Origin of the sequence: Psychroserpens sp. SPM9 (assembly GCF_025153525.1) — a bacterium.
Taxonomy (GTDB): Bacteria; Bacteroidota; Bacteroidia; order Flavobacteriales; family Flavobacteriaceae; genus Psychroserpens.
Genome location: NZ_JANZNR010000004.1, coordinates 16,224 through 39,265 on the forward strand (window position 1 = coordinate 16,224; position 23,042 = coordinate 39,265).

General features: G+C 35.0%; 24 protein-coding genes. 10 read left to right on the forward strand and 14 right to left on the reverse strand.

The window, feature by feature from the left end:
* Positions 1 to 2: 2 nt before the first annotated feature.
* The 3 genes from N4270_RS09055 to dnaA all read right to left on the reverse strand — a co-directional run bounded on the left by N4270_RS09055 (position 3) and on the right by dnaA (position 3,377).
* The gene (locus tag N4270_RS09055) at positions 3 to 1,409 is read right to left on the reverse strand and encodes a PQQ-dependent sugar dehydrogenase (RefSeq protein WP_260096721.1); all 1,407 of its coding nucleotides are present in this window, start codon (positions 1,407 to 1,409) and stop codon (positions 3 to 5) included.
* A gap of 66 nt (positions 1,410 to 1,475) precedes the next feature.
* Entirely contained in the window at positions 1,476 to 1,940 is a 465-nt protein-coding gene (locus N4270_RS09060) for a low molecular weight protein-tyrosine-phosphatase (RefSeq protein ID WP_260096722.1), read from the reverse strand.
* Between the two features lie 9 nt (positions 1,941 to 1,949).
* Positions 1,950 to 3,377 (reverse strand): chromosomal replication initiator protein DnaA, encoded by a 1,428-nt coding sequence (gene dnaA, locus N4270_RS09065; protein WP_260096723.1) that lies wholly within the window; start codon positions 3,375 to 3,377, stop codon positions 1,950 to 1,952.
* Between the two features lie 193 nt (positions 3,378 to 3,570).
* On the opposite strand from dnaA, the gene N4270_RS09070 reads away from it, so the two are divergent.
* Entirely contained in the window at positions 3,571 to 3,981 is a 411-nt protein-coding gene (locus N4270_RS09070; RefSeq protein WP_260096724.1) for a thioesterase family protein, read from the forward strand.
* Here N4270_RS09070 and N4270_RS09075 read toward each other — a convergent pair.
* Genes N4270_RS09075 through N4270_RS09095 form a run of 5 tightly spaced genes read right to left on the reverse strand, consistent with a single transcriptional unit; the run spans position 3,978 to position 7,527 of the window.
* Positions 3,978 to 4,598: a YigZ family protein gene (locus N4270_RS09075; RefSeq protein WP_260096725.1), complete on the reverse strand. Its 621-nt coding sequence runs from the start codon at positions 4,596 to 4,598 to the stop codon at positions 3,978 to 3,980. The genes N4270_RS09070 and N4270_RS09075 overlap by 4 nt on opposite strands.
* Entirely contained in the window at positions 4,598 to 5,461 is an 864-nt protein-coding gene (locus N4270_RS09080; protein WP_260096726.1) for a DMT family transporter, read from the reverse strand. Before N4270_RS09080 ends, N4270_RS09075 begins: the two co-directional genes overlap by 1 nt.
* On the reverse strand, positions 5,458 to 6,075 hold the full coding sequence (locus tag N4270_RS09085) for an HAD family phosphatase (RefSeq protein ID WP_260096727.1): 618 nt from the start codon (positions 6,073 to 6,075) through the stop codon (positions 5,458 to 5,460). The genes N4270_RS09080 and N4270_RS09085 overlap by 4 nt, the downstream gene beginning before the upstream one ends.
* Entirely contained in the window at positions 6,062 to 7,066 is a 1,005-nt protein-coding gene (ribD, locus tag N4270_RS09090; protein WP_260096728.1) for a bifunctional diaminohydroxyphosphoribosylaminopyrimidine deaminase/5-amino-6-(5-phosphoribosylamino)uracil reductase RibD, read from the reverse strand. Before ribD ends, N4270_RS09085 begins: the two co-directional genes overlap by 14 nt.
* Positions 7,063 to 7,527: an LEA type 2 family protein gene (locus N4270_RS09095; protein ID WP_260096729.1), complete on the reverse strand. Its 465-nt coding sequence runs from the start codon at positions 7,525 to 7,527 to the stop codon at positions 7,063 to 7,065. The genes ribD and N4270_RS09095 overlap by 4 nt, the downstream gene beginning before the upstream one ends.
* 9 nt (positions 7,528 to 7,536) lie before the next feature.
* On the opposite strand from N4270_RS09095, the gene N4270_RS09100 reads away from it, so the two are divergent.
* Together N4270_RS09100 and prmC are read left to right on the forward strand one after the other, a co-directional pair.
* Positions 7,537 to 8,073: a GNAT family N-acetyltransferase gene (locus tag N4270_RS09100; RefSeq protein WP_260096730.1), complete on the forward strand. Its 537-nt coding sequence runs from the start codon at positions 7,537 to 7,539 to the stop codon at positions 8,071 to 8,073.
* Positions 8,070 to 8,945 (forward strand): peptide chain release factor N(5)-glutamine methyltransferase, encoded by an 876-nt coding sequence (gene prmC, locus N4270_RS09105; RefSeq protein WP_260096731.1) that lies wholly within the window; start codon positions 8,070 to 8,072, stop codon positions 8,943 to 8,945. Before N4270_RS09100 ends, prmC begins: the two co-directional genes overlap by 4 nt.
* Positions 8,946 to 8,986: 41 nt before the next feature.
* Here prmC and N4270_RS09110 read toward each other — a convergent pair whose 3' ends face one another.
* The 3 genes from N4270_RS09110 to N4270_RS09120 are packed head-to-tail and all read right to left on the reverse strand — an operon-like array spanning position 8,987 to position 14,427.
* Positions 8,987 to 11,455 carry a glycoside hydrolase family 2 protein gene (locus N4270_RS09110; RefSeq protein WP_260096732.1) on the reverse strand — a complete coding sequence of 823 codons (2,469 nt, stop codon included), beginning with the start codon at positions 11,453 to 11,455 and terminating at the stop codon, positions 8,987 to 8,989.
* On the reverse strand, positions 11,445 to 12,152 hold the full coding sequence (locus tag N4270_RS09115) for a copper homeostasis protein CutC (RefSeq protein ID WP_260096733.1): 708 nt from the start codon (positions 12,150 to 12,152) through the stop codon (positions 11,445 to 11,447). Before N4270_RS09115 ends, N4270_RS09110 begins: the two co-directional genes overlap by 11 nt.
* Position 12,153: 1 nt before the next feature.
* A complete protein-coding gene (locus tag N4270_RS09120) occupies positions 12,154 to 14,427 on the reverse strand; it encodes a beta-N-acetylhexosaminidase (protein ID WP_260096734.1) in 2,274 nt (757 codons plus the stop codon).
* Between the two features lie 48 nt (positions 14,428 to 14,475).
* On the opposite strand from N4270_RS09120, the gene ligA reads away from it, so the two are divergent.
* Positions 14,476 to 16,470 carry an NAD-dependent DNA ligase LigA gene (ligA, locus tag N4270_RS09125; RefSeq protein ID WP_260096735.1) on the forward strand — a complete coding sequence of 665 codons (1,995 nt, stop codon included), beginning with the start codon at positions 14,476 to 14,478 and terminating at the stop codon, positions 16,468 to 16,470.
* A gap of 62 nt (positions 16,471 to 16,532) precedes the next feature.
* Complete coding sequence (locus N4270_RS09130) at positions 16,533 to 17,309, forward strand: hypothetical protein (RefSeq protein WP_260096736.1); 777 nt, start codon at positions 16,533 to 16,535, stop codon at positions 17,307 to 17,309.
* On the opposite strand, the gene N4270_RS09135 is transcribed toward N4270_RS09130, so the two are convergent.
* Complete coding sequence (locus N4270_RS09135; protein WP_260096737.1) at positions 17,306 to 17,689, reverse strand: DoxX family membrane protein; 384 nt, start codon at positions 17,687 to 17,689, stop codon at positions 17,306 to 17,308. The genes N4270_RS09130 and N4270_RS09135 overlap by 4 nt on opposite strands.
* Before the next feature lie 147 nt (positions 17,690 to 17,836).
* Between N4270_RS09135 and N4270_RS09140 the strand changes: the two genes are divergently transcribed.
* A complete protein-coding gene (locus N4270_RS09140; RefSeq protein WP_260096738.1) occupies positions 17,837 to 18,613 on the forward strand; it encodes a hypothetical protein in 777 nt (258 codons plus the stop codon).
* Position 18,614: 1 nt separating this feature from the next.
* Here N4270_RS09140 and N4270_RS09145 read toward each other — a convergent pair whose 3' ends face one another.
* Both N4270_RS09145 and N4270_RS09150 read right to left on the reverse strand, forming a co-directional pair.
* Positions 18,615 to 19,526: a bifunctional UDP-sugar hydrolase/5'-nucleotidase gene (locus N4270_RS09145; protein ID WP_260096739.1), complete on the reverse strand. Its 912-nt coding sequence runs from the start codon at positions 19,524 to 19,526 to the stop codon at positions 18,615 to 18,617.
* A 2-nt stretch (positions 19,527 to 19,528) separates the two neighbouring features.
* Positions 19,529 to 20,287: a 5'-nucleotidase C-terminal domain-containing protein gene (locus N4270_RS09150; protein ID WP_260096740.1), complete on the reverse strand. Its 759-nt coding sequence runs from the start codon at positions 20,285 to 20,287 to the stop codon at positions 19,529 to 19,531.
* A gap of 72 nt (positions 20,288 to 20,359) precedes the next feature.
* Between N4270_RS09150 and N4270_RS09155 the strand changes: the two genes are divergently transcribed.
* From N4270_RS09155 to N4270_RS09170, 4 genes are all read left to right on the forward strand, one after another.
* The gene (locus N4270_RS09155; protein WP_260096741.1) at positions 20,360 to 20,878 is read left to right on the forward strand and encodes a hypothetical protein; all 519 of its coding nucleotides are present in this window, start codon (positions 20,360 to 20,362) and stop codon (positions 20,876 to 20,878) included.
* Positions 20,878 to 21,756 carry a 4-hydroxy-tetrahydrodipicolinate synthase gene (gene dapA / locus N4270_RS09160; protein WP_260096742.1) on the forward strand — a complete coding sequence of 293 codons (879 nt, stop codon included), beginning with the start codon at positions 20,878 to 20,880 and terminating at the stop codon, positions 21,754 to 21,756. Before N4270_RS09155 ends, dapA begins: the two co-directional genes overlap by 1 nt.
* Positions 21,757 to 21,879: 123 nt before the next feature.
* Positions 21,880 to 22,695 (forward strand): outer membrane protein assembly factor BamD, encoded by an 816-nt coding sequence (locus tag N4270_RS09165; protein ID WP_260096743.1) that lies wholly within the window; start codon positions 21,880 to 21,882, stop codon positions 22,693 to 22,695.
* Between the two features lie 12 nt (positions 22,696 to 22,707).
* The gene (locus N4270_RS09170; protein ID WP_260096744.1) at positions 22,708 to 23,037 is read left to right on the forward strand and encodes a DNA-directed RNA polymerase subunit omega; all 330 of its coding nucleotides are present in this window, start codon (positions 22,708 to 22,710) and stop codon (positions 23,035 to 23,037) included.
* The last annotated feature ends 5 nt before the right edge of the window (positions 23,038 to 23,042 follow it).

Here is a 23,042-nt window from a genome sequence, read left to right on the forward strand (position 1 = left end):
AATTATTCCACAACCAGTTTACGAATGCTTTTTCTACCTTGACTACTTATGATTTCAACAAGATACAAACCGCTTGTGAGTGCTTTTGTTGAAATTGTTATTAATTGTGCGTCAAAATTAGTTCTGGAAGTTACTAATTTTCCCTGAACGTCATGAATATTAATTTCCTGAATAGGATTAGAGTTGTTGAGTAAGTCAAACGTAACATTATTCGTAGCCGGATTTGGGTACATTTTTATGTCACTTATTGAAGGTTCATCGACGCTTAAATTAGATTCCACCACTTTATAAACAATACCATTAAAAAGACTGGTAACATATAATTCGCCATTAATATCTTCTCCAAAAGCCGACCAGCCGCCACCAGAAAATGCACCTAAAAGCGTAAGGTTAAAATTGCCTGGAGAGGTTTCTTCTACATAGCCAATATCATTACTGCAAAAATCTGCAAAAAAGTATAAACCTTGTAATGAGCTTTGCTCGGTACCACGATACACGTAACCACCAGTTATTGAACAACGTCCGCCTCCATGGTTATATTCAGCAATAGGCTCATGGTGAGTTATTTCATCACAAGTCGTTGAGGTTTGAAATGTCATAGTTCCTTCAAAACATTTCCAGCCATAATTTTCACCACCTACAGAAGTCGCAGAAACTTTGTTAATTTCTTCAATTTGTAATTGACCAACATCGGCAGTCCATAAATCTCCAGTCGTTCTGTCAAATGAAAACTTCCAAGGGTTTCTTAAGCCATAAGCCCAAATTTCATCTAGTGCTGCCGAATCACTAACAAACGGATTGTCTGAAGGAATGAGATAGGTCGTCCCGGCATCAATTTGTACCTGACTCACGTTAACATCAATTCTAAGCATTTTTCCAAGCAAGGTGTTTAAACGTTGGGCATAATTTTCTGGGTCTCCACCAGAACCGCCATCACCTAAGGAAATGTATAAATAACCATCGGTTCCAAAATGTAAATCACCTCCATTGTGATTTGAATAAGGTTGTGTTATCGTTAACATAACTACTTCAGAATTTTCATCAGCAGTAGTTGGTGTGGATCTGGTAAATCTCGAGATAACAGTATCGCCATCATTGTTGATATAATTCACATAAAAGAAGCCATTAGTGATATAATTAGGATGAAAAGCGACAGCCAATAAGCCTTGCTCACCTCCAAAATCAATTACAAGATCATCAATATCTAAAAAGGCTGTGGGATTTACAGTACCATCCGAATTTAATATTTTTATAAACCCATCACGTTCAACCACATAAAGTAGATCGTCACCTGCATGTTTAATGTTTACAGGGTTTGTGAATCCAGTGCCAAAAGTCTCTAATTCGATGTCTTGGGCGTAGTTAATAGATATAAAAAGGCAGGCTAGGAAAAGGGTAATTGTTTTCATTTTTCTAGTTTTAAAGGAATTTTTTTGACAAAATACGAAAAAATTAAGAGTTTTATAGGAAATCTCTTATAGGTCTTTGTTGGTAAGTGTTTTTGAAATGATAGAACAAGCCAGATCTAAAAGTGTAAATACGTGTTCAAAATCTGAAATTTCACCATAATAAGGATCGGGAACTCTTTTGTTTTTGACGGTATCGTCAACCTCCAGTATAAGCTTCACTTTTCCTATGTCGTTAGTGTTTCTTGCCAGTTTAGTGACATTGTCATAGTTGGATTGGTCCATGACATAGATATAATCAAAAGTGTCAAAATCTGAAGTTTTAAATTGACGACCTCTTTGATGAGAAATATAAATTCCATGATTTTGAGCAACAGTAATAGAGCGTTGGTCAGGTAGATCTCCTACATGGTAATTTGCCGTTCCAGCAGAATCAACATAAAATGTGTCTTTAGGCAGTTTTGATTCTAAAATTCCATGAGCTAATGGCGAGCGACATATGTTGCCTAAACAAACCATTAAAATACGAGTCATAGTAACTGTTTAAAGGGATAGCTTTTTAGAAAGATCTTCAACGTATTTTCTAAATTGCTTATCTGTAGAGGATAGGTTGTCTACTGTTTTACAGGCATGAAGTACAGTAGCATGATCACGTTTTCCAATTTGAGATCCGATACTTGCCAATGATGCTTTTGTATATTTCTTAGCAAAAAACATGGCTAATTGCCTCGCTTGTACAATATGACGTTTTCTAGTTTTAGACTGAAGTGTACTGACATCCATTTGGAAATAATCGGATACAACCTTTTGAATATAATCGATAGATACTTCGCGTTTGGTGTTCTTTACAAACTTCTCAACGATTTCCTTAGCAAGGTTAACCGTAATCTCTTTTTTATTGAAAGACGATTGCGCAATCAAAGAAATAATAGCTCCTTCTAATTCACGTACATTGGTTTTAATATGCTTTGCCACATATTCAATGATTTCGTCTGGCATTTCAACACCATCGCGATACAGTTTGTTCTTCAGAATAGAAACTCTGGTTTCAAAATCTGGGCTTTGCAATTCTGCTGAAAGTCCCCATTTAAAACGAGATAATAAACGTTGTTCAATATCTTGCATATCAACAGGCGCTTTGTCACTCGTTAATACGACTTGTTTTCCGTTTTGATGTAAATGATTGAAGATATGGAAGAATACATCTTGTGTTCCTGACTTCCCAGATAAAAACTGGACATCATCAATAATCAAAACATCTATAATTTGATAAAAATGAATAAAATCATTGCGATTATTCTTTTTTACAGAGTCAATATATTGTTGTGTAAACTTTTCCGCAGAAATATATAAGACCGTTTTTTCAGGATATTTATCTTTGATATCCACACCAATAGCATGCGCTAAATGCGTTTTTCCAAGACCAACACCACCAAAAATTAATAAAGGATTAAACGACGTGCCTCCAGGTTTATTGGCTACGGCAATTCCTGCATTTCTTGCCAAACGATTCGAATCTCCTTCTAAGAAATTTTCAAAACTGTAATTAGGATTGAGTTGCGATTCAATTTTTACATTTCTAATCCCAGGGATTACAAATGGGTTTTTAAGTTCCGGACTTTTATTATTTAAAGGAACATCAACATCTTGAGATTTTAATGCACCACGATTAGAGCTCGGAATTTTTTCAGTAAACGGTTGTTTGTTACCATAAGTGTTTTCCATTTTGATAACGTACACCAACTTTGCTGTTTCACCTAATTGTTTGGTTAAAGCCACTTTAAGGATTTTAACATAGTGCTCTTCTAACCACTCGTAGAAAAATTTACTAGGAACTTGAATGCTCAGTGCATTATCTGTAAGCTTAACTGCTACTATAGGTTCAAACCAAGTTTTGTAGGCTTGAGGTTGTATATTGTCTTTTATAAATGAGAGACAGTTATTCCAAACCGATTGCGCAGTTACATCCATTCTCTAAGTTTAATTTTTTGTATTGTTAGTTAGTTAGCAAAAAAAAGAGAAATTCGAGTTTCTCTTGTGTCAATTTTTACATGACAAATATGTGAACAAAATTTTTAATAAAAAAATCAAAATGTGTTGATTTTTAATAAATTTTTCTGCATGTTTAAATCGCTTCGAAAATACAAAAAAAATATCAAAAACTATGGGAAACCTTTCCAAATCCGATGAAATACAGTTTAGAGTTCGTTATGGTGAAACCGATCAAATGGGCGTTGTTTACCATGGGAATTATGCCCAATATTTTGAAATGGGAAGAACTGAATGGTTGCGCAAGATGGGATTTTCGTATCGGAAAATGGAAGAAGATGGCATTATGTTGCCAGTTATTCATTTAAGTATAAATTACAAAAAGTCAGCGTGTTATGATGATCTCATTAAAGTAAAAACTAAACTCGCAAAAATACCTGGTGTAAAAATTGAATTTGATTATGAAATCTTAAATGAAAATAATGAAATTTTGACAACAGGAAATTCGGTTTTGGTATTTATGGATATTAATAAGAATCGACCTACAAGATGTCCAGATTATATTTTAGACCAACTGCATATTTAATCGTTTAAATTCTTTATGTCAATTTCATAAAGGGTGTCGAAAATTTCGAAAATTGCATCGGCATCTTTTAATCGTACAGAAATAATAATCTCACAACTTAATTCTAAAGTTTGATTTACAACCCGAAGTTGCTTTTCTTTTATAATTCGCATGACTTTATTCATGTTTTTATAATCAAAAGCAATAGCGTAATTGATATTGACTGTTTTTGAGATAATTTTTGAGGCTTCAAGCGCCATTTGTGCACCAGTTCGGTAAGCGTTTATTAATCCGCCAACACCAAGCTTTGTGCCTCCAAAATAGCGCACCACGACTATTAATATGTTGGTAACTTCAAAAGATTGTATTTGTCCGTAGATTGGCATTCCGGCGCTGTTACTGGGTTCACCATCATCATTGGCTCTAAAAACATAGTCTTTTTCTTGCATTCCAAATTGGTATGCATAGCACCAATGTCGGGCTTGGTGGTGTTGTTTTTTTAATTCGTCTAAAATGATTCTGACTTCCGTTTCTGAAGTCACAGGAAAAGCATAGCCAAAAAACTTACTGTTTCGGTCTTTAAATAGCACTTCGGGAGAAGCCTTTGTAATTGTTTTATAAGTGTCTTTAACTTCCATTAGGCCAAAGTTATTAATACTATTGACACCATTGCTATTCCTATTCCTATCCAATTGGTTTTTGTAACCTGTTCTTTAAAAAACAATAAACCAATAAGTGTTGATGTCATTATTATTGCAACATTATTGATGGTAAATAATGTCGAACTTTCTAAATTTTCATGGTTGAGTGCTTTTAATAAATAATATATGGAGAAGTAATTGGTGATTCCTAAAACACTGCCACCTAGGATCGTTTTTAACGGAAGTTTATAAGGCGCTTTAATCCTTTTAATGATCAGGATGATACTTCCAATACAAAAGGCAAACGCAAAAATCGTAGCAGAGAAGATGGGGATTCCATTTTCGGCCAAATAAGTAGTTTCAATATATTTTACTGAAGTGTCTATAATTCCAGCTCCAAAAAAGAGTAAAATAGGAAGCCATAAACCTTTCGTACTATTTTTTGTCGTTTTTGGTTTTACTGAGGTGAAATACACAGCGAATAAGGCTAAGATAATTCCTCCTATTTTTTGAAGATTGGCACTTTCGTTATAGACGTAAATTCCAAAAATGACCGGAATAATCACACTCATTTTTGTGGCAACCGACACCACTGAGAGTCCGTTGCGTTGTGCTGTAACTGCCATAAGATTAAAAACAGCAATAAACAAAAACCCGAGAATAATCGCGCCATACAGCCATGGTGCTGATGCAATATCACCAACTTCTATTGGCGCATCGTAACTCCAGAGTCCGAAAAGGCAAGCCGCAAAATAATTGACAACGATAGCTTGTAACGGATTGATATTATACTTATCAAATAATTTAAAAATGATAAAAATGAGTGTCGATGCCGCTATGCTGAGTAAAAGATATATCAAAATAAAGTCTTATTAATCTCAAATAAATCAATCACATCTTGTTGGGTTTCATCGATATTCCAAACATGAATGCCTAAAGCCGAAGCGCTGTCGGTGTTGTCTTTGGTGTCATCAATAAACAAGCAGTTTTCGGGTTGGAGCTGGTTTTGGTTGAGTACAAACTCATAAATATCGGCATTAGGTTTTCTTAAGTTGATGTCATGTGATAAATAAAACTCATGAAAACAGGCTTTAAATTCTTCGTAAAACGCAACATGTTCTTTAATCCAGTTGATATGTAAATCGTTGGTGTTACTCAATAAAATAAGTTTGTATTTGGAGTCTTTAGCCAGTTGTTTTATAAACGCTAAGCGTTCCTTCGGAAAGTCTTTCAGTATGTAATTCCACGCGTCAATAATTTGTGCTTTGGACAGCTTCGGAAAATTATCAGTGTAAAACTCTAAGAATTCTTCCGTAGACATCAAACCTTGTTCGTATAAGGTATTAATTGCGATAAGGTCTTCTGGGAAGTCTTCCAGTTCAAATAAGTCCAATGCATTTTGAAGAGCGCCTTGTTTGTCGAGGTTGATAAAAACATCTCCAAAATCGAATATAAGGGTATTAATTGTTGGCATAAATTTTTAAGGTATCTTCTATTATTTTTTCTTCGGAAATAAGTTTCCCTGAACATTGTGGCGCTTTAATTCCGTTAGAAAAATTTAAGTTTCCTGTAAAGATCCGCGCTTCATCCCAAAGGTTTTCATCTATAAAGGTTTGAAGGGTTTTTGCGCCTCCTTCGATGATTACCGAATTGATATCTTGCGCATGTAAATACGAGCAAATCTCCTGAGCAATTGGTTTATTAAAATCAATTACAGCATCAGAAATCACGAGCGTTTCAGCTTTTTTATTAAAGATCGCCAGACCTTTTGACAATTTGAGCTCGCGATCAATCACAATACGTATGGGATTTTTTCCTTTCCAATCCCGAACGGTTAAACTCGGATTATCTTCTAAAACGGTATGGGTTCCTACTAAAATAGCTTGTTCTTCGGCACGCCATTTATGCACTAATTGTCTGGAAAATTCATTGGTAATCCAAACGGGTTGCTTTTTGTCTTTTGATTCAGGTGCTATAAAACCATCATTAGTTTCGGCCCATTTTAATATGATATAGGGACGTTTTTTGTTATGAAAGGTAAAAAAGCGCTTATGATGTGTTTTACATTCGTGTTCTAAAACACCAACTGTCACTTTGCATCCTGCAGCTTTTAATTTGGCGATACCTTTACCTGCAACTTGTGGGTTGTCATCAACGCATCCAATCACCACATTCGGAATTTGATGTTTGATAATCAAATCACTGCATGGTGGCGTTTTTCCAAAATGAGAGCAAGGCTCTAACGTGACATATAGCGTCGCTTCTTTCAGTAGTGCTTTGTCTTTTACAGCATTAATAGCATTAACTTCGGCATGATGTCCACCATAAGCACTGGTATAGCCTTCACCTATTATCTGGTCATTATGTACGATAACAGCACCAACCATCGGATTTGGAGCTGTGGTGCCCAATCCGTTTTTGGCAATGTCTATACAGCGTTTTATGTAAGTGTCGTGGATTGTCAAAATTTAATAGTTACCATTTCAGTTTCATCAATCGGGTAGGTGTACGAAAAGCCAAACGTTTTATAGATGATATCACCTTTGTATTGGACTTTAATTTTTTTATTTAAGAGACTGTTTAGTAGAGTCCCAATAGCGTCTGTTCCTTTCAGTTTTAAGATGCTGTCGGTGCTCATTTTGACTTTTAACGGAATCGTAAATTCTTTTTTAGCAGGCACTTTAAAACGTTCTGAAGACACCTGAGCCACTTTGATATCATTTACAAACACCGAAATATCATCACTTTCTAAGGAGCCACCAACATCATTTGGATTTTGAAATATAGCATCGGCTTTTAAGGTAACAGTTTTAGAGGTCGACTCTACCAATTCGATTTCTTCAACAGCAATAAAAACTGGTTTTTCTTTAACACTACAATTTAAAATAGTTATACAAACTGTTAATAATAAAAGGATATTTCGCATGTTTTTAATTTGGATTTATCTGTATCTTCACCTCAGCAAAAATACTATAATAAAGTGAGTCAAGACCATATCGTTATTAGAGAAATTCGCCCGGAAGATAATCCGCAAATAGAAGCTGTTATCAAAGGCTGCTTTCCAGAGTTTGGAATCCCGTTAAAAGGGACAGCCTACGAAGATGCCGAAACGCCATTTATGTACGAATCTTACCAAGGAGAAAGAGAAGTGTATTACGTCGTGGCAACAGACAAGGAAGTGCTTGGTGGTGCAGGAATAAAGCGACTCAAGGATTTTGAAGGTAATATTTGCGAACTACAAAAAATGTACTTTTCGCCTGTAGTAAGAGGAAAAGGTTTTGGTAAAAAGCTATTTGAACACTGCTTAAAAGCGGCTAAAGATTTTGGCTATGATACTTGTTATTTAGAGTCGGCATCTCAACTTAAAGCTGCGATTCATATTTATGAAGATTTCGGGTTTAGGCACTTAACCGAACCTTTAGGAAATACAGGACATTATTCCTGTGGTGTTTGGATGACAAAGCAATTATGAGATTAAAAGATATTCAAGCTATTTACCATCAGGAATTAGATGTGATCTACGGAAATAATGAAGTGGATTCATTTTTCAATCTATTGATTGAGCATTATCTGAAACTGGATAGAATTCATTTGGTTTTAGAGCCAGACTACAGTATAACTAAAGCCGAAGAACAACCCTTTTTTGAAGCGTTAAATCGGCTGAAATTAGAAGAGCCTATTCAGTATATTCTTGGTGAAACTGAATTTTATGGCTTGCCTTTTAAAGTCAATCAACATACTTTAATTCCGCGTCCTGAAACCGAAGAGTTAGTCGATTGGATACTTACCAATCATTCAAAACCAAATCATGCATCTCAACTGAACATTTTAGACATTGGCACTGGCACTGGATGTATTGCAATTTCGTTAGCTAAAAATCTTCCAAATGCCAAGGTTCACGCCTTAGATATTTCTGAAGGTGCTTTAAATATTGCCAAACAAAATGCAAAATTGAATGATGTGACAATCAAATTCATTCACGACGATATTTTAAATCCGGGTCATGCTGAACTTGTTTCAGCATCACATTATTATGACATCATTGTTTCTAATCCGCCTTATGTTCGCAATCTTGAAAAAGCCGACATACAATCCAACGTTTTGGATAACGAACCGCATTCAGCCTTGTTTGTTGATGATGAGAATCCGTTACAATTTTATAAAGCAATTTGTGAGTTTGCACAAGAAAAGCTTAAAACCAACGGTGTGCTTTATTTTGAAATTAATGAATACCTCGGAAAGGAAATGCTTGATTTAATGACAACTTTCAATTTTAAAGCTATCGAATTAAAACAAGATCTGTTTGGTAAAGACCGAATGCTAAAAGCGGTGAAGCAGGATTAATTTTCAGTAAAACATCACACTGAACTTGTTTCAGAAGCACATTAGAGTAAATTATTCAGGGTTTTTATCTTAAAATCGTTTAAGCTTTTAGCGTCAGTTTCAAACTCAATTGTGAGAGTTTCATTAGGCAGCAAATCAAAATAATTATCACTAAAATGTCCTTTTTCAGCTGTATAAAGATATACGTCTTTTTGTAGTGTCTTACTTTTTAAAGTGATTTGGAATCCCTGAGTCGTCTTTGAAATCGTTTGCTCAATAGGTGCTTTATGAAGTTGTAAATCTTTTGGTTTTGTCAAATAATAATAAGCGGTTTCATTACCGAATTTTGAAACGACTACAACATTATTTTTATTCATGTTCAGCGCATTTAAATCCAGTTCGTGTTTTAAAGTACTAGAATCTGCGGAAACGTAAACTTGTTCTGTCGTATTCCAAATGCTGGAGCCATTAAAATCCATAATCTCTATCTGCAGTGTATTACCAATGCCTTCAAAAGTGTCGTTAATGATGTACGTTTTTAATGTGTTGTTTTCAAGTTGTGAAGTGATTAAAATAGGCTCAAAACTCTTTTTTGCACGATAATGAAGGGCTTTCCAATTACCGAAGAAATCTATACTCGACCAAGATACCGCTGGCCAGCAATCGTTAAGTTGCCAGTAGAGCGTTCCCATATTATATGGTTTCGCTCGACGATGCGCTTCAATTCCTTTGGTAATTCCGTAGGCTTGTAACAACTGACTCACATAAACGTAATCTTCATGATGATTTGGTACTGGAAAATCACGCTGCATATAATCGTCAATAATCTGAAATCCGCGACTGTGCTTTTGATGATTTTTAAAGCCTTCCGAAGTAATATCGATAGCATCTTTATGATTGATATACCGAATTGCTTCATAACTTGGAAACGATTGAAATCCAAACTCGCTCATAAACCGTGGAACATTCTGTTCTAAGTGTTCAAAAGGGTAGCCATCATGCCAGATCCACCAATCGTGCGCATCGCCTTCAGTTTTATATTTAGGATTGCCACGACCGTATTTTGGTGAGCTTTCCCAATAGTCTGTATCGGTCAAACGATTAACGGTTTCTGGTAATATAGAATCAAAGACTTTAAGATAGTTACTCCAAATTTCATCTTTCTCAGCATCGCTTCTGTCTGCTTGCCAGCCCCAACGATGCCAGCCTTCAGAGTTTTCATTGTTACCACACCATAGTGCAATTGAAGCATGATTGCGTAAGCTTTTAACATTTTGAGTTGCTTCTTGGGCAACATTGTTTAAGAAGTCATTATCACCAGGATACATGGCACAGGCAAACATAAAATCTTGCCAGATTAGAATGCCTTTCTCATCACATAATTCATAAAAAATATCGTTTTCATAAATACCGCCTCCCCAAACGCGTAGCATATTCATATTGGCATCTACAGCATCGTTTAAAAGTTGGTTGTAATGCGCCTTTGTGACTTTGTTTTGCATGCTGTTCTGCGGAATATAATTCGCACCTTTCATATACACAGGAAGGTCGTTGACTTCAAAGTAAAACGATGCGCCAATGCTGTCTTTTTCTGTGACGAGTTCAATGGTTCTAAGTCCTTTTTTTACCGACATACTATCAAGAATTTTTTTGTCATCTCTTACCACAACTTTGATGTCATATAAATAAGGATCACCTAAATTGTGCGGCCACCAGCGTTTTGGGTTTTTGATTTGTATGAGTACCTCTTTTTGTGGTGTTGCATCATTTAAATCAATTATATTTTGAATGCTGTCATTAATGTGTATTTCGTAGGTAAGTTTCTTTTCGGTATCCAGTTTAAAGCTTTGTTCAATAAGAAGATTAGAAAGTGTATCGTTTAATGTAAGTTGATGTATATAAATGTCCTCAATTTTCAAATCATTCCAGGCACTTAAAGTTATAGGACGCCAAATTCCGCTAGTATTTAATTCTGGACCCCAATCCCAACCGTATTGAAATTGGGCTTTTCTGGTGAAAATACGATTGCCTTCAGGAAGTTGGTAGTTTAGTTTTTTCTTTGCTTTTGCTTCGGAAACAAAAGTGCGTTCAAAGCGTATTCGCAATTCATTTTGAGGTTTGAGTACCGATTTAACATCTACCGAAAAATCTCTAAAGGCATTGTCGGTTTTCAGAATTAAACGATCATTTAAAATGACGGAAGCATAGGTGTCTAAGCCATCAAAATTGAGTTCTATATGCTTTTTGTCTCGTGTTTCTTTACTAACGGAAAAAGTCATTTTGTATTCCCAATCAGTTTCCGAAATCCATTGCAGGCTATCTTCGTTATTTCCCATAAAAGGATGCTCGATTAATTGATGGTCTAGCAAGTCGGAGTGTACGTTTCCGGGAACTGTTGCCGACCTCCAAACGGAATCATTTACAGCTTTAAATTGCCAGTTGTTATCTAAAGTGATTGTAACTGGTAAGTCATGTTTCGACTGACAACTTAAAAATGTCAGTATTATGAGAAAGCAAATTCTATAGATCATATCGAATCGCTTTTAAAATGGCTCTAATTTCAGTTAAGCTTGAAACGGTTTGTGGTGTATTGCCAAAATATTCAGAAGATTCGGGTGAAATGAGTTCTGAAGCCGAGGCGTGGATTTCATCTAAACCTGCAGTTTTGAAGGCTGCTGCATTTTCCGAAGATATGCCGCTTCCAGCTAGTATTATAATACGGTTTTGAGCGTGTCGCTTCAGCGCTTTGAGTAATGCAATACCAGCCATGGCTTTGGGTTGTTGTCCTGATGTTAAAATTCTGTTGGCACCTAGGTCGATTAGTTGTTCTAGGGCTTCCTTCGGATTTTGGACGAGATCAAACGCACGATGAAAGGTAAAAGGGAGCGGTTTTGAAAGTTCAATAAGCTCACGAGTTCGCTCTATATCAATGGAGTTGTCACTTTTAAGAACACCTGAAACGATGCCGTGACAACCAAGAGTTTTGCAAATTTGAATGTCTTTTTTAATGACCTCAATTTCCTTTTCAGAATAGCAAAAGTTTCCACTTCGCGGTCTAATCAAAACATAGGTTTCAATATCCAATTCTGAAACTACTTGTTTAATGACACCATAACTTGGTGTGATGCCTCCAACGGCTAACTCACTACAGAGTTCTATGCGATCAGCTCCAGCATCTTGAGCATTTTTTGCAGATTGGTATGAGTTGGCGCAGATTTCTAAAAGCATATTACTTAATTATAATTTCGTCAATAAAAGTCCATGCTTTTTGTCCTGCACCTTGTCTGCCATCAGGAATAATACCATAATTTGGAATGCGGAGTTTGACATATCTCGAGCGTTGGTTGACATCAAATAGGGTTGGAATTATCAAGCTGTCTCTTAAGGTCAGGTTATTAATAATTAAATCATTGTCTAATTCTAATTTAACTTTTTCAGGTGCATATATCCATTGGCCGTTTCCATTATGAAATCGGGTTTCAATAGAATGGATTTCTACTTCTTCATTTAAGTCGATTGTGATTTCAATGTCTTCGCCCCAAAAGCCTAACCATTCTTTATCGCCATAACGTGAATCACTTCCGGAAATACTATTTAGGAGTCCGTCTGGTCCACTTCCAGCATAAGATTTATGAGGCGTTTTATCAATAGTGATGGTTTTGCCAACGGCTTTATGATAATTAAAATGTTTGGTAAACGTCGGACTCAATTTTTCGTTGGTTTCAGGGTGAAACACGGCAGCTTTAATCATTTTTGTGGTATCAATGGCAATCGGGCTTTGATACACTCGGGATTCAAAATCGGGTTCGTCACCATTCATGGTTAAACGTATCACTTTTCCTTCGGTTACTGTAGATAGTGCGTATTCTAATTCGTTATTATTTTTTGAGACATTCCCCAAAACCTCGTACAAATGGTTGGCATAGTTAATATTTAGAGCATCCAAACGCTTGTTGAAATGTTCAATACGCTTTGTGAAATCCGCATAGTTTTTTGTGTCATTCTGCGACCATACGACTTCACTCATGGCTAGTATTCTGGGAAATATCATGTATTCCACCTGAGATTCGGTAGGGATATATTCGGTCCATAAATTGCCTTGAGCACCTAAAATATATTGGGCTTCATCTGTATTTAATTCTGATGGAACCGGATTAAAATGATATACTTTTTCTAAAGGAAGAAAACCACCAATGGCTGTAGGTTCATCTTCATTTGTAGATTGGTAATAATCAAAATAACAGTGCGACGTAGGTGTCATGACCACATTGTGATGTTGTTTAGCGGCTTGGATAGCACCTTTTGTGCCGCGCCAGGACATCACCGTTGCGTTTGGCGCAAGACCGCCTTCCAGAATTTCATCCCAACCAATAATTTGTTTGCCCTTAGAGTTGAGGTAGCGTTCTATTCGCGTAATAAAATAATTTTGAAGTTCGTGCTCGTCTTTTAAGCCTTCAGATTTAATTCGGTTTTGACATTGTGCACAGGCTTTCCAATGTGTTTTAGGAGCTTCATCACCACCAATATGGATATATTCACTAGGAAATAAGGGAATCACTTCATCTAAAACAGCTTCTAAAAATTCAAAAGTTTCATCTTTGGAGCAAAAAATATCTTCAAACACACCCCATTTTGTAGCAACATCAATTGATTCTCCAGTACATCCCAAATTTGGATAGGCGGCAATGGCAGCCTGTGCATGACCAGGAAGTTCAATTTCAGGTATCACAGTCACATGACGGGATTGTGCATAAGCGACTATGGATTTAACTTCGTCCTGGGTGTAAAATCCGCCATAGGACTTTCCATCAAATTGATGCGGTTGATCACTGTAATGTCCTATAAGTGTTTCGTTACGATAAGCTGCAATTTCCTGAAGTTTTGGAAATTTTTTTATTTCGATTCGCCAGCCTTGATCATCGGTTAAATGCCAATGAAAAGTATTCATTTTAAGCATGGCAATCGCATCGATATACTGTTTGATAAAGTCTACCGAAAACATATGTCGTGCCACATCTAAATGCATCCCGCGATATTGAAATTGTGGTGCATCTGTAATCGTCATACACGGGATGCTTATCTTTGCTTCGGAAAGCGTCTTGTTTTCAAATTCAAGCGGTAACAATTGACGTAAGGTTTGAACCGCATAAAAGGCGCCTCGATCGGTTTTAGCTCTAATAGTAATTTGATAAGGTTCAATATTGAGCTGATACCCTTCAGCGTTTTTGATAGTTTCGTCTAATATAAATTGAATATCAGAATTATCGTCTAACTCAATGTCGCTTCCGTTTTCGATATAATTCCGAAGAAAATCACCGGAAATATTAAAGTTGTCGTCATAAGATATACCAACACTATGATCTAAAACAAAATGGCCTTTATTGATTGTTAAGTTGGAAGGGATGGGTATAATTTTCGGAGTTTCAGCAATATACTCTTCAGATTTGCAATTGAATAAAAAGCTGATAAAAACACTAAGTGCAAGGATTTTTTTGAAAGACATTTTAGTATATTAGATGCTTTAAAGATAACTTTTTTCACGACGATTTTAATGAGTGTAGCACAAAAAATAAATAGCCTTCGCAATGAACTTCGCGAACACAATTATAACTATTATGTTTTAGATAATCCAACCATTAGTGATTACGATTTTGATATTAAATTAAAAGAACTTCAAGCTTTAGAAGAAGCGCATCCTGAGTTTTATGATGCGAATTCTCCGACGTTACGAGTGGGAGGTAAGGTGACTAAAAATTTTAATACAATAGTTCATGAGTATCGGATGTATTCTTTAGATAATTCATATTCTAAAGAAGATTTGCTGGATTGGGAAAAACGTATCAAAAAGTTAGTGGATGGAACGGTTCATTACACCTGTGAATTAAAGTATGATGGCGCATCGATTAGTATCACTTACGAAAATGGAAAACTGTTAAGAGCGGTCACGCGAGGTGATGGTACACAAGGTGATGATGTGACAACAAATATAAAAACCATTAAATCGGTTCCTTTGCAATTAAAAGGCGATTTTCCGCAGAAATTTGATATTAGAGGCGAAATAGTTTTGCCTTTTGATGGTTTCAATAAAATGAATGAAGAGCGTCTTGAAGCAGGAGAGGAGCCTTATAGAAATCCGAGAAATACAGCCTCTGGAAGTTTGAAACTTCAGGATAGTGCTGAAGTTGCGAGACGTCCTTTAGAATGTTTACTTTATAATATCACTGGACGTAACTTAGGGTTTGACACACAATTTGAAAGTCTTGAAAAAGCAAGACAAATGGGGTTTAAGGTGCCAGATGCTGCAAAATTAGCAGTATCGGTTGATGAGGTTTTAGAATTTGTGGAGTATTGGGATAAACACCGACACGATTTACCATATGAAACCGATGGCGTGGTGATTAAAGTGAATAGCCTTCAGCAGCAAGAAGAATTAGGCTTTACCTCAAAAGCACCACGTTGGGCAATAGCCTATAAGTTTAAAGCCGAACAGGTGTCGACACGTTTAAATGAGATTACTTATCAGGTTGGAAGAACGGGAGCTATTACACCAGTTGCTAATCTGGAACCTGTTGAATTGGCAGGAACGACTGTAAAAAGAGCTTCTTTACACAATGCAGATCAAATTGAAAAACTCGATATTAGAGTAGGCGATGAGGTTTTTGTTGAAAAAGGTGGTGAAATTATTCCGAAGATTATTGCTGTCGACTTAAGTAAGCGTCCGCAAGATTCTCAAGTCACTCAATATATTACGCATTGTCCCGAATGTAATACTGAATTGGTGAGACAAGAAGGGGATGCCAAGCATTATTGTCCCAATTATAATGGTTGCAATCCGCAGATTATTGGTAGGATTCAACATTTTATTTCCAGAAAAGCGATGGATATTGAAGGTCTTGGAGGTGAAACTGTGGCGCTTTTGGTACATGAAGGACTGATTTCAAATTATTCAGATTTATATACATTAACAAAAGAAGAGGTGTTGCCTTTGGAGCGCATGGCCGAAAAAAGTGCAGATAACCTTATTAAAGGCATCGAAGCCTCAAAGGCTATTCCTTTTGAACGCGTGTTGTTTGCTATCGGAATACGCTATGTTGGCGAAACTGTTGCTAAGAAATTAGCAAAACATTATAAATATATTGATGCGATTGCTCAAGCCACGGTTGAAGATTTAGTTTCGGTGGATGAAATTGGCGATCGAATTGCTGAAAGTGTCGTCGAATTTTTTGCTTCGCAAGACAATAAAATGATCATTGAGAAGTTGAAATATCACGGACTTCAGCTTGAGATTTCCGCAGAAAAGCTAGCCAATCAAACTAATAAATTGAAAGGTTTATCGATAGTAGTTTCTGGAGTATTTGAAACTGTTTCGAGAACAGAACTTAAAAAACTCATAGAAGATAATGGTGGAAAAGTCTCATCTTCAATATCTTCAAAGACCGATTTTTTAGTTGCTGGCGATAAAATGGGACCAAGTAAACGTGCTAAGGCAGAAACACTAGGAGTCACTATAATTTCAGAAAACGATTTTTTATTAAAATTGAAGTAAATTTCCTACGTTTATATTAATTTCATCGATTAAAAGCATTTTTATTCGTTTATATGTTAAATATGTCTATATTTGTTCTTGCTATTAAGGAACAGATTATGAACATAAGTAAACTATTAGGAGTAATAATTATTAGTCTTAGTGTCTTTTTTTTAGGTCTACAGTCTCAAGCACTTGAGCTTGAAGCTTCAGGGGTAAGAGCATTTACAATGTTGTTGCTTACGGCACTTTATTTAGTGCGAGTGAAAAATAAGCATGTATTATTTTTATCATTTTTGATTGTTTTTACTATCGCCGAATTATTCAACTGGGCAACTTGGTTAAAAAACTTTGATATAGACCCCAATTTTGACTATTTCTACTATGTTGGTAACGCATTATATATATTGGCGTATTTATTATTGATTTTCAGAATTTTGGTAGGGTTTTCGATAGTTAAGGCTATGTCTAAATTTCCGTTACAATCACTATTATTAATTGTTTTAGGTGTATTTGTTGTTTACTTAGTAACAGATACTACACGAGAAACTTTAAACAATTCAGAATATACCTTAGAGTTTACCTATAATGCTGTAATCATGGTGTTGATGAACTTATCGCTATTAAATTACATGTATAGGGATGACAAAAAATCTATGAATTTATTAATAGGATCTATTTGCATTGTTTTTTCTGAAATATTACAATTAGCCTATTTCTATATAGCAGCAGATTTCAACGTTTTAAATGTTTTATGTTCAGCGTTTTTGGTTGCTGCTTTTTTGTTTTTTTATCTTCAATCCAGATTAGTACACAAGGATAAAAATGTGTCTTTTGTACAGCAGGATTTAAAAGTTTAGAGTTTTTTTCCAAGTATAGGAATGTCCTTTCTATTGATGATGAGAACCGTTGCAGCAAGTAAGAATGTTATAACTGCTGTATAAAACAAAACGCCACCATCTCCTTTAACTTCAATGCCTAATTGTGTGAGATGCATACTAATGGCTCCACCTAGGACACCTAAAGTTAAGATTGCACCAGCCCAAGCTGTTTTTTTGAAAAGCAATAATAGGCCAGCGATAAGTTCTACAATACCGATAGCTATTCTACCTACGGGTTCTAAGCCAACTTTTGTAAATATATACACACTGTCTGGATGTGCTGTAAATTTAAATCGTAAGGTTTGGATTAGAATTACAGCAATAATCAATCTTAGAATAAATGGCAGGTATTTTTTCATAACTTAAATGTATTGTCTATTAGACGTTTAGAAATTGAAACCCTACAGAAAGTTGTTTAAAACATAAAATAATCGATAAAATGTTCATTTTATACGTTGAAATACATATTTTTTGTTATATTTGCTTACCCTATTATTAAATCTACCATGCAGAAAACGCAAAAATTAAAGCCAAATATGGCGTTGGTTATCGTCTTATGTTTGTTGTCGCTATGCACTTTTGTGGCCACCTATTTTGATATTGAAATGGTGCCAATGATTACAAAACTAGTGACCGTAACTATTTTGTTGACCTTTTATTTCTGCCAGTTGAATAAAATGGCTAATATATTTCTCACGATATTTTTAGTCTTTTTTATAGGTGATGCTTTCTCGGTTTTTGACATTGGAAATTTATCTGCCGAACTTTCTAAAGCTACATATATAGGTGCTTATTTATTGTTGATATTTGTATTACTCGGACAGCTAAAAAAGGTTAGATTTGAAGGCTTAGTGACCGTTTATCTGGTTTTGGTACTGCTGTTAAACTCCTATTTTTTATATGCACTTTATGAAGTCGCAAAAGAAAATTTTGTCGATGATGTAAATTTAGTTCTTTATATATGTCATGGTGTGACACTTATTGGGATGACTTATTTTGCCTTTGCTGTGTATTTAAGTCGGGAAACAGCACAATCTATCACCTTTCTACTAATGGTATTTTGCTTTGTCTTTTCTGATGTGCTCAACTACATCTGTAATTTATATGTTTACTACTGGATATTTGAAGTTTTTGAAGTTATTCTTCACATTGCAGGTTTATTTCTATTGTATAAATACGTGTACGATCACCACACACATAGAAACAGTGATAAGCGCATAAATTTTTCAGAATACTTTATTCCGACAACTGAAACTTTAAAACAAATTAGAGTCCATCTATAAACTAGACAATAATAGAGGTGCCGTTGGCAGATTTATTTTTATCGGCATCAAAGTAGAAGTCAATTTTTCCTAAGTTTATTCCGTAGCATCCCACCTGATTCACAAGTAGATTTTTGCCTTCAGAATTTTTAACAACCGTAGGTTTTTTAAGGAATGTATGTGTATGTCCGCCAATAATTAAATCTATATCTTTTGTTGTTTCAGCGAGCTTAAGGTCACTAATTTTTTCAGGGCGATTACGATAATTATAACCCAAATGTGAGAGGCAAATAATTAAATCGCAATGCTCATCTTGTTTTAAAATTCGGGTCATTTCCTGAGCTGTTTCCGTAGGATCCAGATATTTAGTTTCCTTATACATACGCTGTTCTACGAGTCCGTTAAGTTCAATTCCCAATCCGAAGATTCCAATCTTAATACCATCTTTTACTAGGATTTTATACGGTTTAACGTGAGTGTCTAGAATCGTATTAGAAAAGTCATAATTAGCAGAAACAAAATCAAATTTTGCGTGAGGCAATTGAGCAAATAAACCATCAATGCCATTATCAAAATCATGATTTCCAATTGTGGCAACATCGTATTTAAGCATGCTCATAAGTTTAAATTCGAGTTCACCTCCATAGTAATTAAAATAAGGTGTGCCTTGAAAAATATCACCAGCATCCAAGAGTAGGGTATTTGGGTTTTCTTTTCTAATATTAGCAATTAAAGTGGCACGTCTCGACACACCACCTTGGTTGGGGTTTCGGCCATCATCAGGTCCAAAGGCATCAATATGACTGTGAACGTCATTAGTATGTAAAATGGTGATTTTTTTTGTTGCAGGTGCGAATGAGGTTAATCCCATTCCGCCTAAACCAATTAACGCCGAAGCTGCAGCTGTTTGTTGTATAAAATCTCTTCTTTTCATAATTAATTGTTTAGCTGAATAAAACGGTTGTCAATAACGGGATTAAGCGTGTCTGTTTTTTTAAAGTAATCAATAAGGACATTTCTAATTTTATAATCTAAAACATAAAGACTATCATTGGTTTTAAAGAAATCCATTCGATCTCCACCATTATATAAGTAGTCATTTGTAGCGACATTATAAGTTTTTGTAAAATCGATGGGCTTTCCGTTGAGTCCGGCAGATTCTAAATTTCCATCAGCATCCAAAACAATATTTAATTTAGAGATGGGATGCGCGCGTTTAGCTTTAACGAGATAATCAATAAGTTCTTGAACTTGCTCGCCTTTTAGTTTAACCACCACAGTAGAGTTTTCAAAAGGCATAATCTCATAAGCTGTTCGAGTGGTTACAGATCCTTTAGAAATAATAGCTCTAATGCCACCATGATTTAATAACACAAAATCAATGTCTTCACCGGTTCTGCTTTTAAAAACCGGATTCGCTTCTTCATAAACAGCATCGGCCATCATATTACCAATAGCTGTATTGTATTCGCCATCAGATTTAGAGTAGGTGTCAACGGCATAAGCTAGAATACTATCTAAGTTTTTATTAACGTTATCTCTGTAAGGTTTGATGAAATCTTCAATTTCAGAACTAGAAGTTAAGCTATCTGAAATATTAATTTGTTGACCTTCAATTTTATAAAGATGGACTTCTTGTTTGCAAGAGCAGAAAATTAGCAGGCAAATGAGGAATAAACTATGTTTATAATTCATGGATTTTATTATAATAAGTTAGCGAAATCGTACAAGGTGTTTTTAGTACATTTGTACAAAGCATAAATATAAATGATTTTAAAGGCATTTAAGGCAAAATCAAACCAAAAATACATCAACAAATTGTTAAATGCTAGACGTGTTGCCGTAAGCAATACCAAAATGGAAACTGTTGGTGTTATTTTGAATATAAGTGAGTATTCAGATTTTGAGGCATTTAGAGCTTTTTTTAAAAGTTTAGGACTTCAGCAAGCAAAAACAAAAATTATTGCTTTTGTAGAAGATCCTAAAGATTCAAATGTGCTTTGGGATACTTATTTTAATCCGAAAGATTTTGGATGGAAAGGTAAAATCAATAATATCGACTTACAGAGCTTTATTGATACTCAGTTTGATGTGTTGATTAGCTTTTATTCGGAAAGCCATCTCGAACTTGATTTGATTACGGCGTCGTCTAATGCAAATTTCAAAGTAGGAATCACTAATGAAGATGATCGATTATATGATTTAATGATTGATGTAAAAACTAAAGATTTTAATGTCTTTAAAACGGAATTAAAAAAATATTTAACTGTATTAAATAAATTGTAATGACTAAATTTCATGGCACAGGTGTAGCCATTATCACACCTTTTAATGACGATCTTAGTGTTGATCATCATGCGTTAGCAAACCTGGTTGATTTTAATATCAAAAACGGAACAAATTATATTGTTATTTGTGGTACCACAGGCGAAAGTGTAACCATAACCAAACAGGAAAAGCAAGCTATAATAAAGACAATTATTGACGCGAATAATAGCCGAGTGCCATTAGTTTTAGGGATTGGAGGAAATAATACTTCGGCTGTAATTGAAGAGATAAAAGCGACAGACTTAAGCCAAATAGATACCTTATTATCGGTGTCTCCTTATTACAGCAAGCCAACACAAGAAGGCATTTATCAGCACTTTAAGGCGATTTCTGAAGTCTCACCAGTTGATATTATTTTATATAATGTGCCAGGTAGAACCTCGTCAAATATGTTGCCAGAAACGACCTTGCGTTTGGCTAATGATTTTAAAAATATTATTGCAGTTAAAGAAGCAGGAAATAATGTACATCAGTATTTAAAGTTATTGCGTGACAAGCCTGATGACTTCTTAATTATTTCTGGCGATGACGACTTAGTTTTAGGTGTTGTTCTGGCTGGTGGAGCAGGCGTGATTTCAGTGTTAGGACAAGCTGTACCTAAGCAATTCACCAATATGATTAACTTAGGTTTAGAAGGAAAAGCTAAAGCGGCTTATAAAATTCATTTTGAGTTAATGGACTTAACATCGCTTATTTTTTCTGAAAATAACCCAGCTGGAATTAAAGCTGTTTTAGAGGCTTTAAATTTAGCAAAATCTACGGTGAGATTACCTCTAGTTGAAGCCACAAATGAGCTTAAAGAAAAGGTCAAAATAGCACTCCAAAAATTAGATTAAATATTTAAAAGTTAAATATTACTTAAACATAACAAGAGCCTAATTTCAACTGTTATTTTTGGGTGTAATTTTTTGTTTTTATAATACGTTATTAATACGTACTTTTGCAACCTGTTTTTATTTATGAAGAAATTAGTTTACTTATTTGCCATTGTAGTAACGTTCAACTCGTGTAGCGAATTTCAAAAGGCGTTAAAGTCTGAAGATATCAAAACCAAGTTCGAACTAGGTACTAAGCTATACGAAGAAGGGAAATACAATAAGGCCAATCGTTTGTTTGCTCAAATTGTACCTAATTATGCTGGAAAGCCTCAAGCTGAAAAGTTAATGTATATGTATGGCAAAACATTTTATTTAACCAAACAATACTTAGCTGCTGGGTATCAGTTATCTCGTTTTGAGAAAAGCTACCCGCAAAGTGAAAAGGTGGAAGAGGCTGCATTTTTGTCGGCTAAAAGTTATTATGACGTATCGCCTGTTTACAGTAAAGAACAGCAAGAAACCATCGAAGCACTGGAAAAATTGCAATTGTTTGTAAATAAATATCCAGACTCAGAATACTTAGCACAAGCTAATGAATTGATTAAGGAATTAGATTATAAACTCGAACGAAAAGCTTTTGAAATAGCAAAACAATACAATCAAATTGCTTATTTTGAGTCTTCCGATTATGAAGCTGCTATCAAAGCATTTGATAATTTTTTAGCGGATTATCCTGGTACAAGTTTTAAAGAACAAGCGATGTACTACAGATTAGATTCTGCTTATAAACTAGGCATTAATAGTATAGATGCTAAAAAAGAGGCTAGATTAAATACAGCAATGAATTATTACAATTCATTTAAGAAGTTTTATCCTAATTCTGAATTTACTTCAGAAGTTGATAAAATGAACAGTGAAATGACATCAGCATTACAAGAATACAATACGAAAAGTTAATTTATATATACAATGGATTTAAAAAAGACCAATGCTCCTGTTTCAACAGAAACCTATGATAGAAATATCATTGATGCTCCAACAGATAATATCTATGAAGCGATTTCTGTAATCTCTAAAAGAGCCGAGCAGATAAACACAGACATTAGACGTGAGTTGGTTGATAAACTTGAAGAGTTTGCAACTTATAACGACAGTCTTGAAGAAATCTTTGAAAACAAAGAGCAAATTGAAGTGTCTAAATTCTATGAGAAATTACCAAAGCCACACGCTTTAGCGGTTCAAGAATGGTTAGACGATAAAATTTATTACAGAAATACTGACGACGACGTTAAGGAATAATTCAA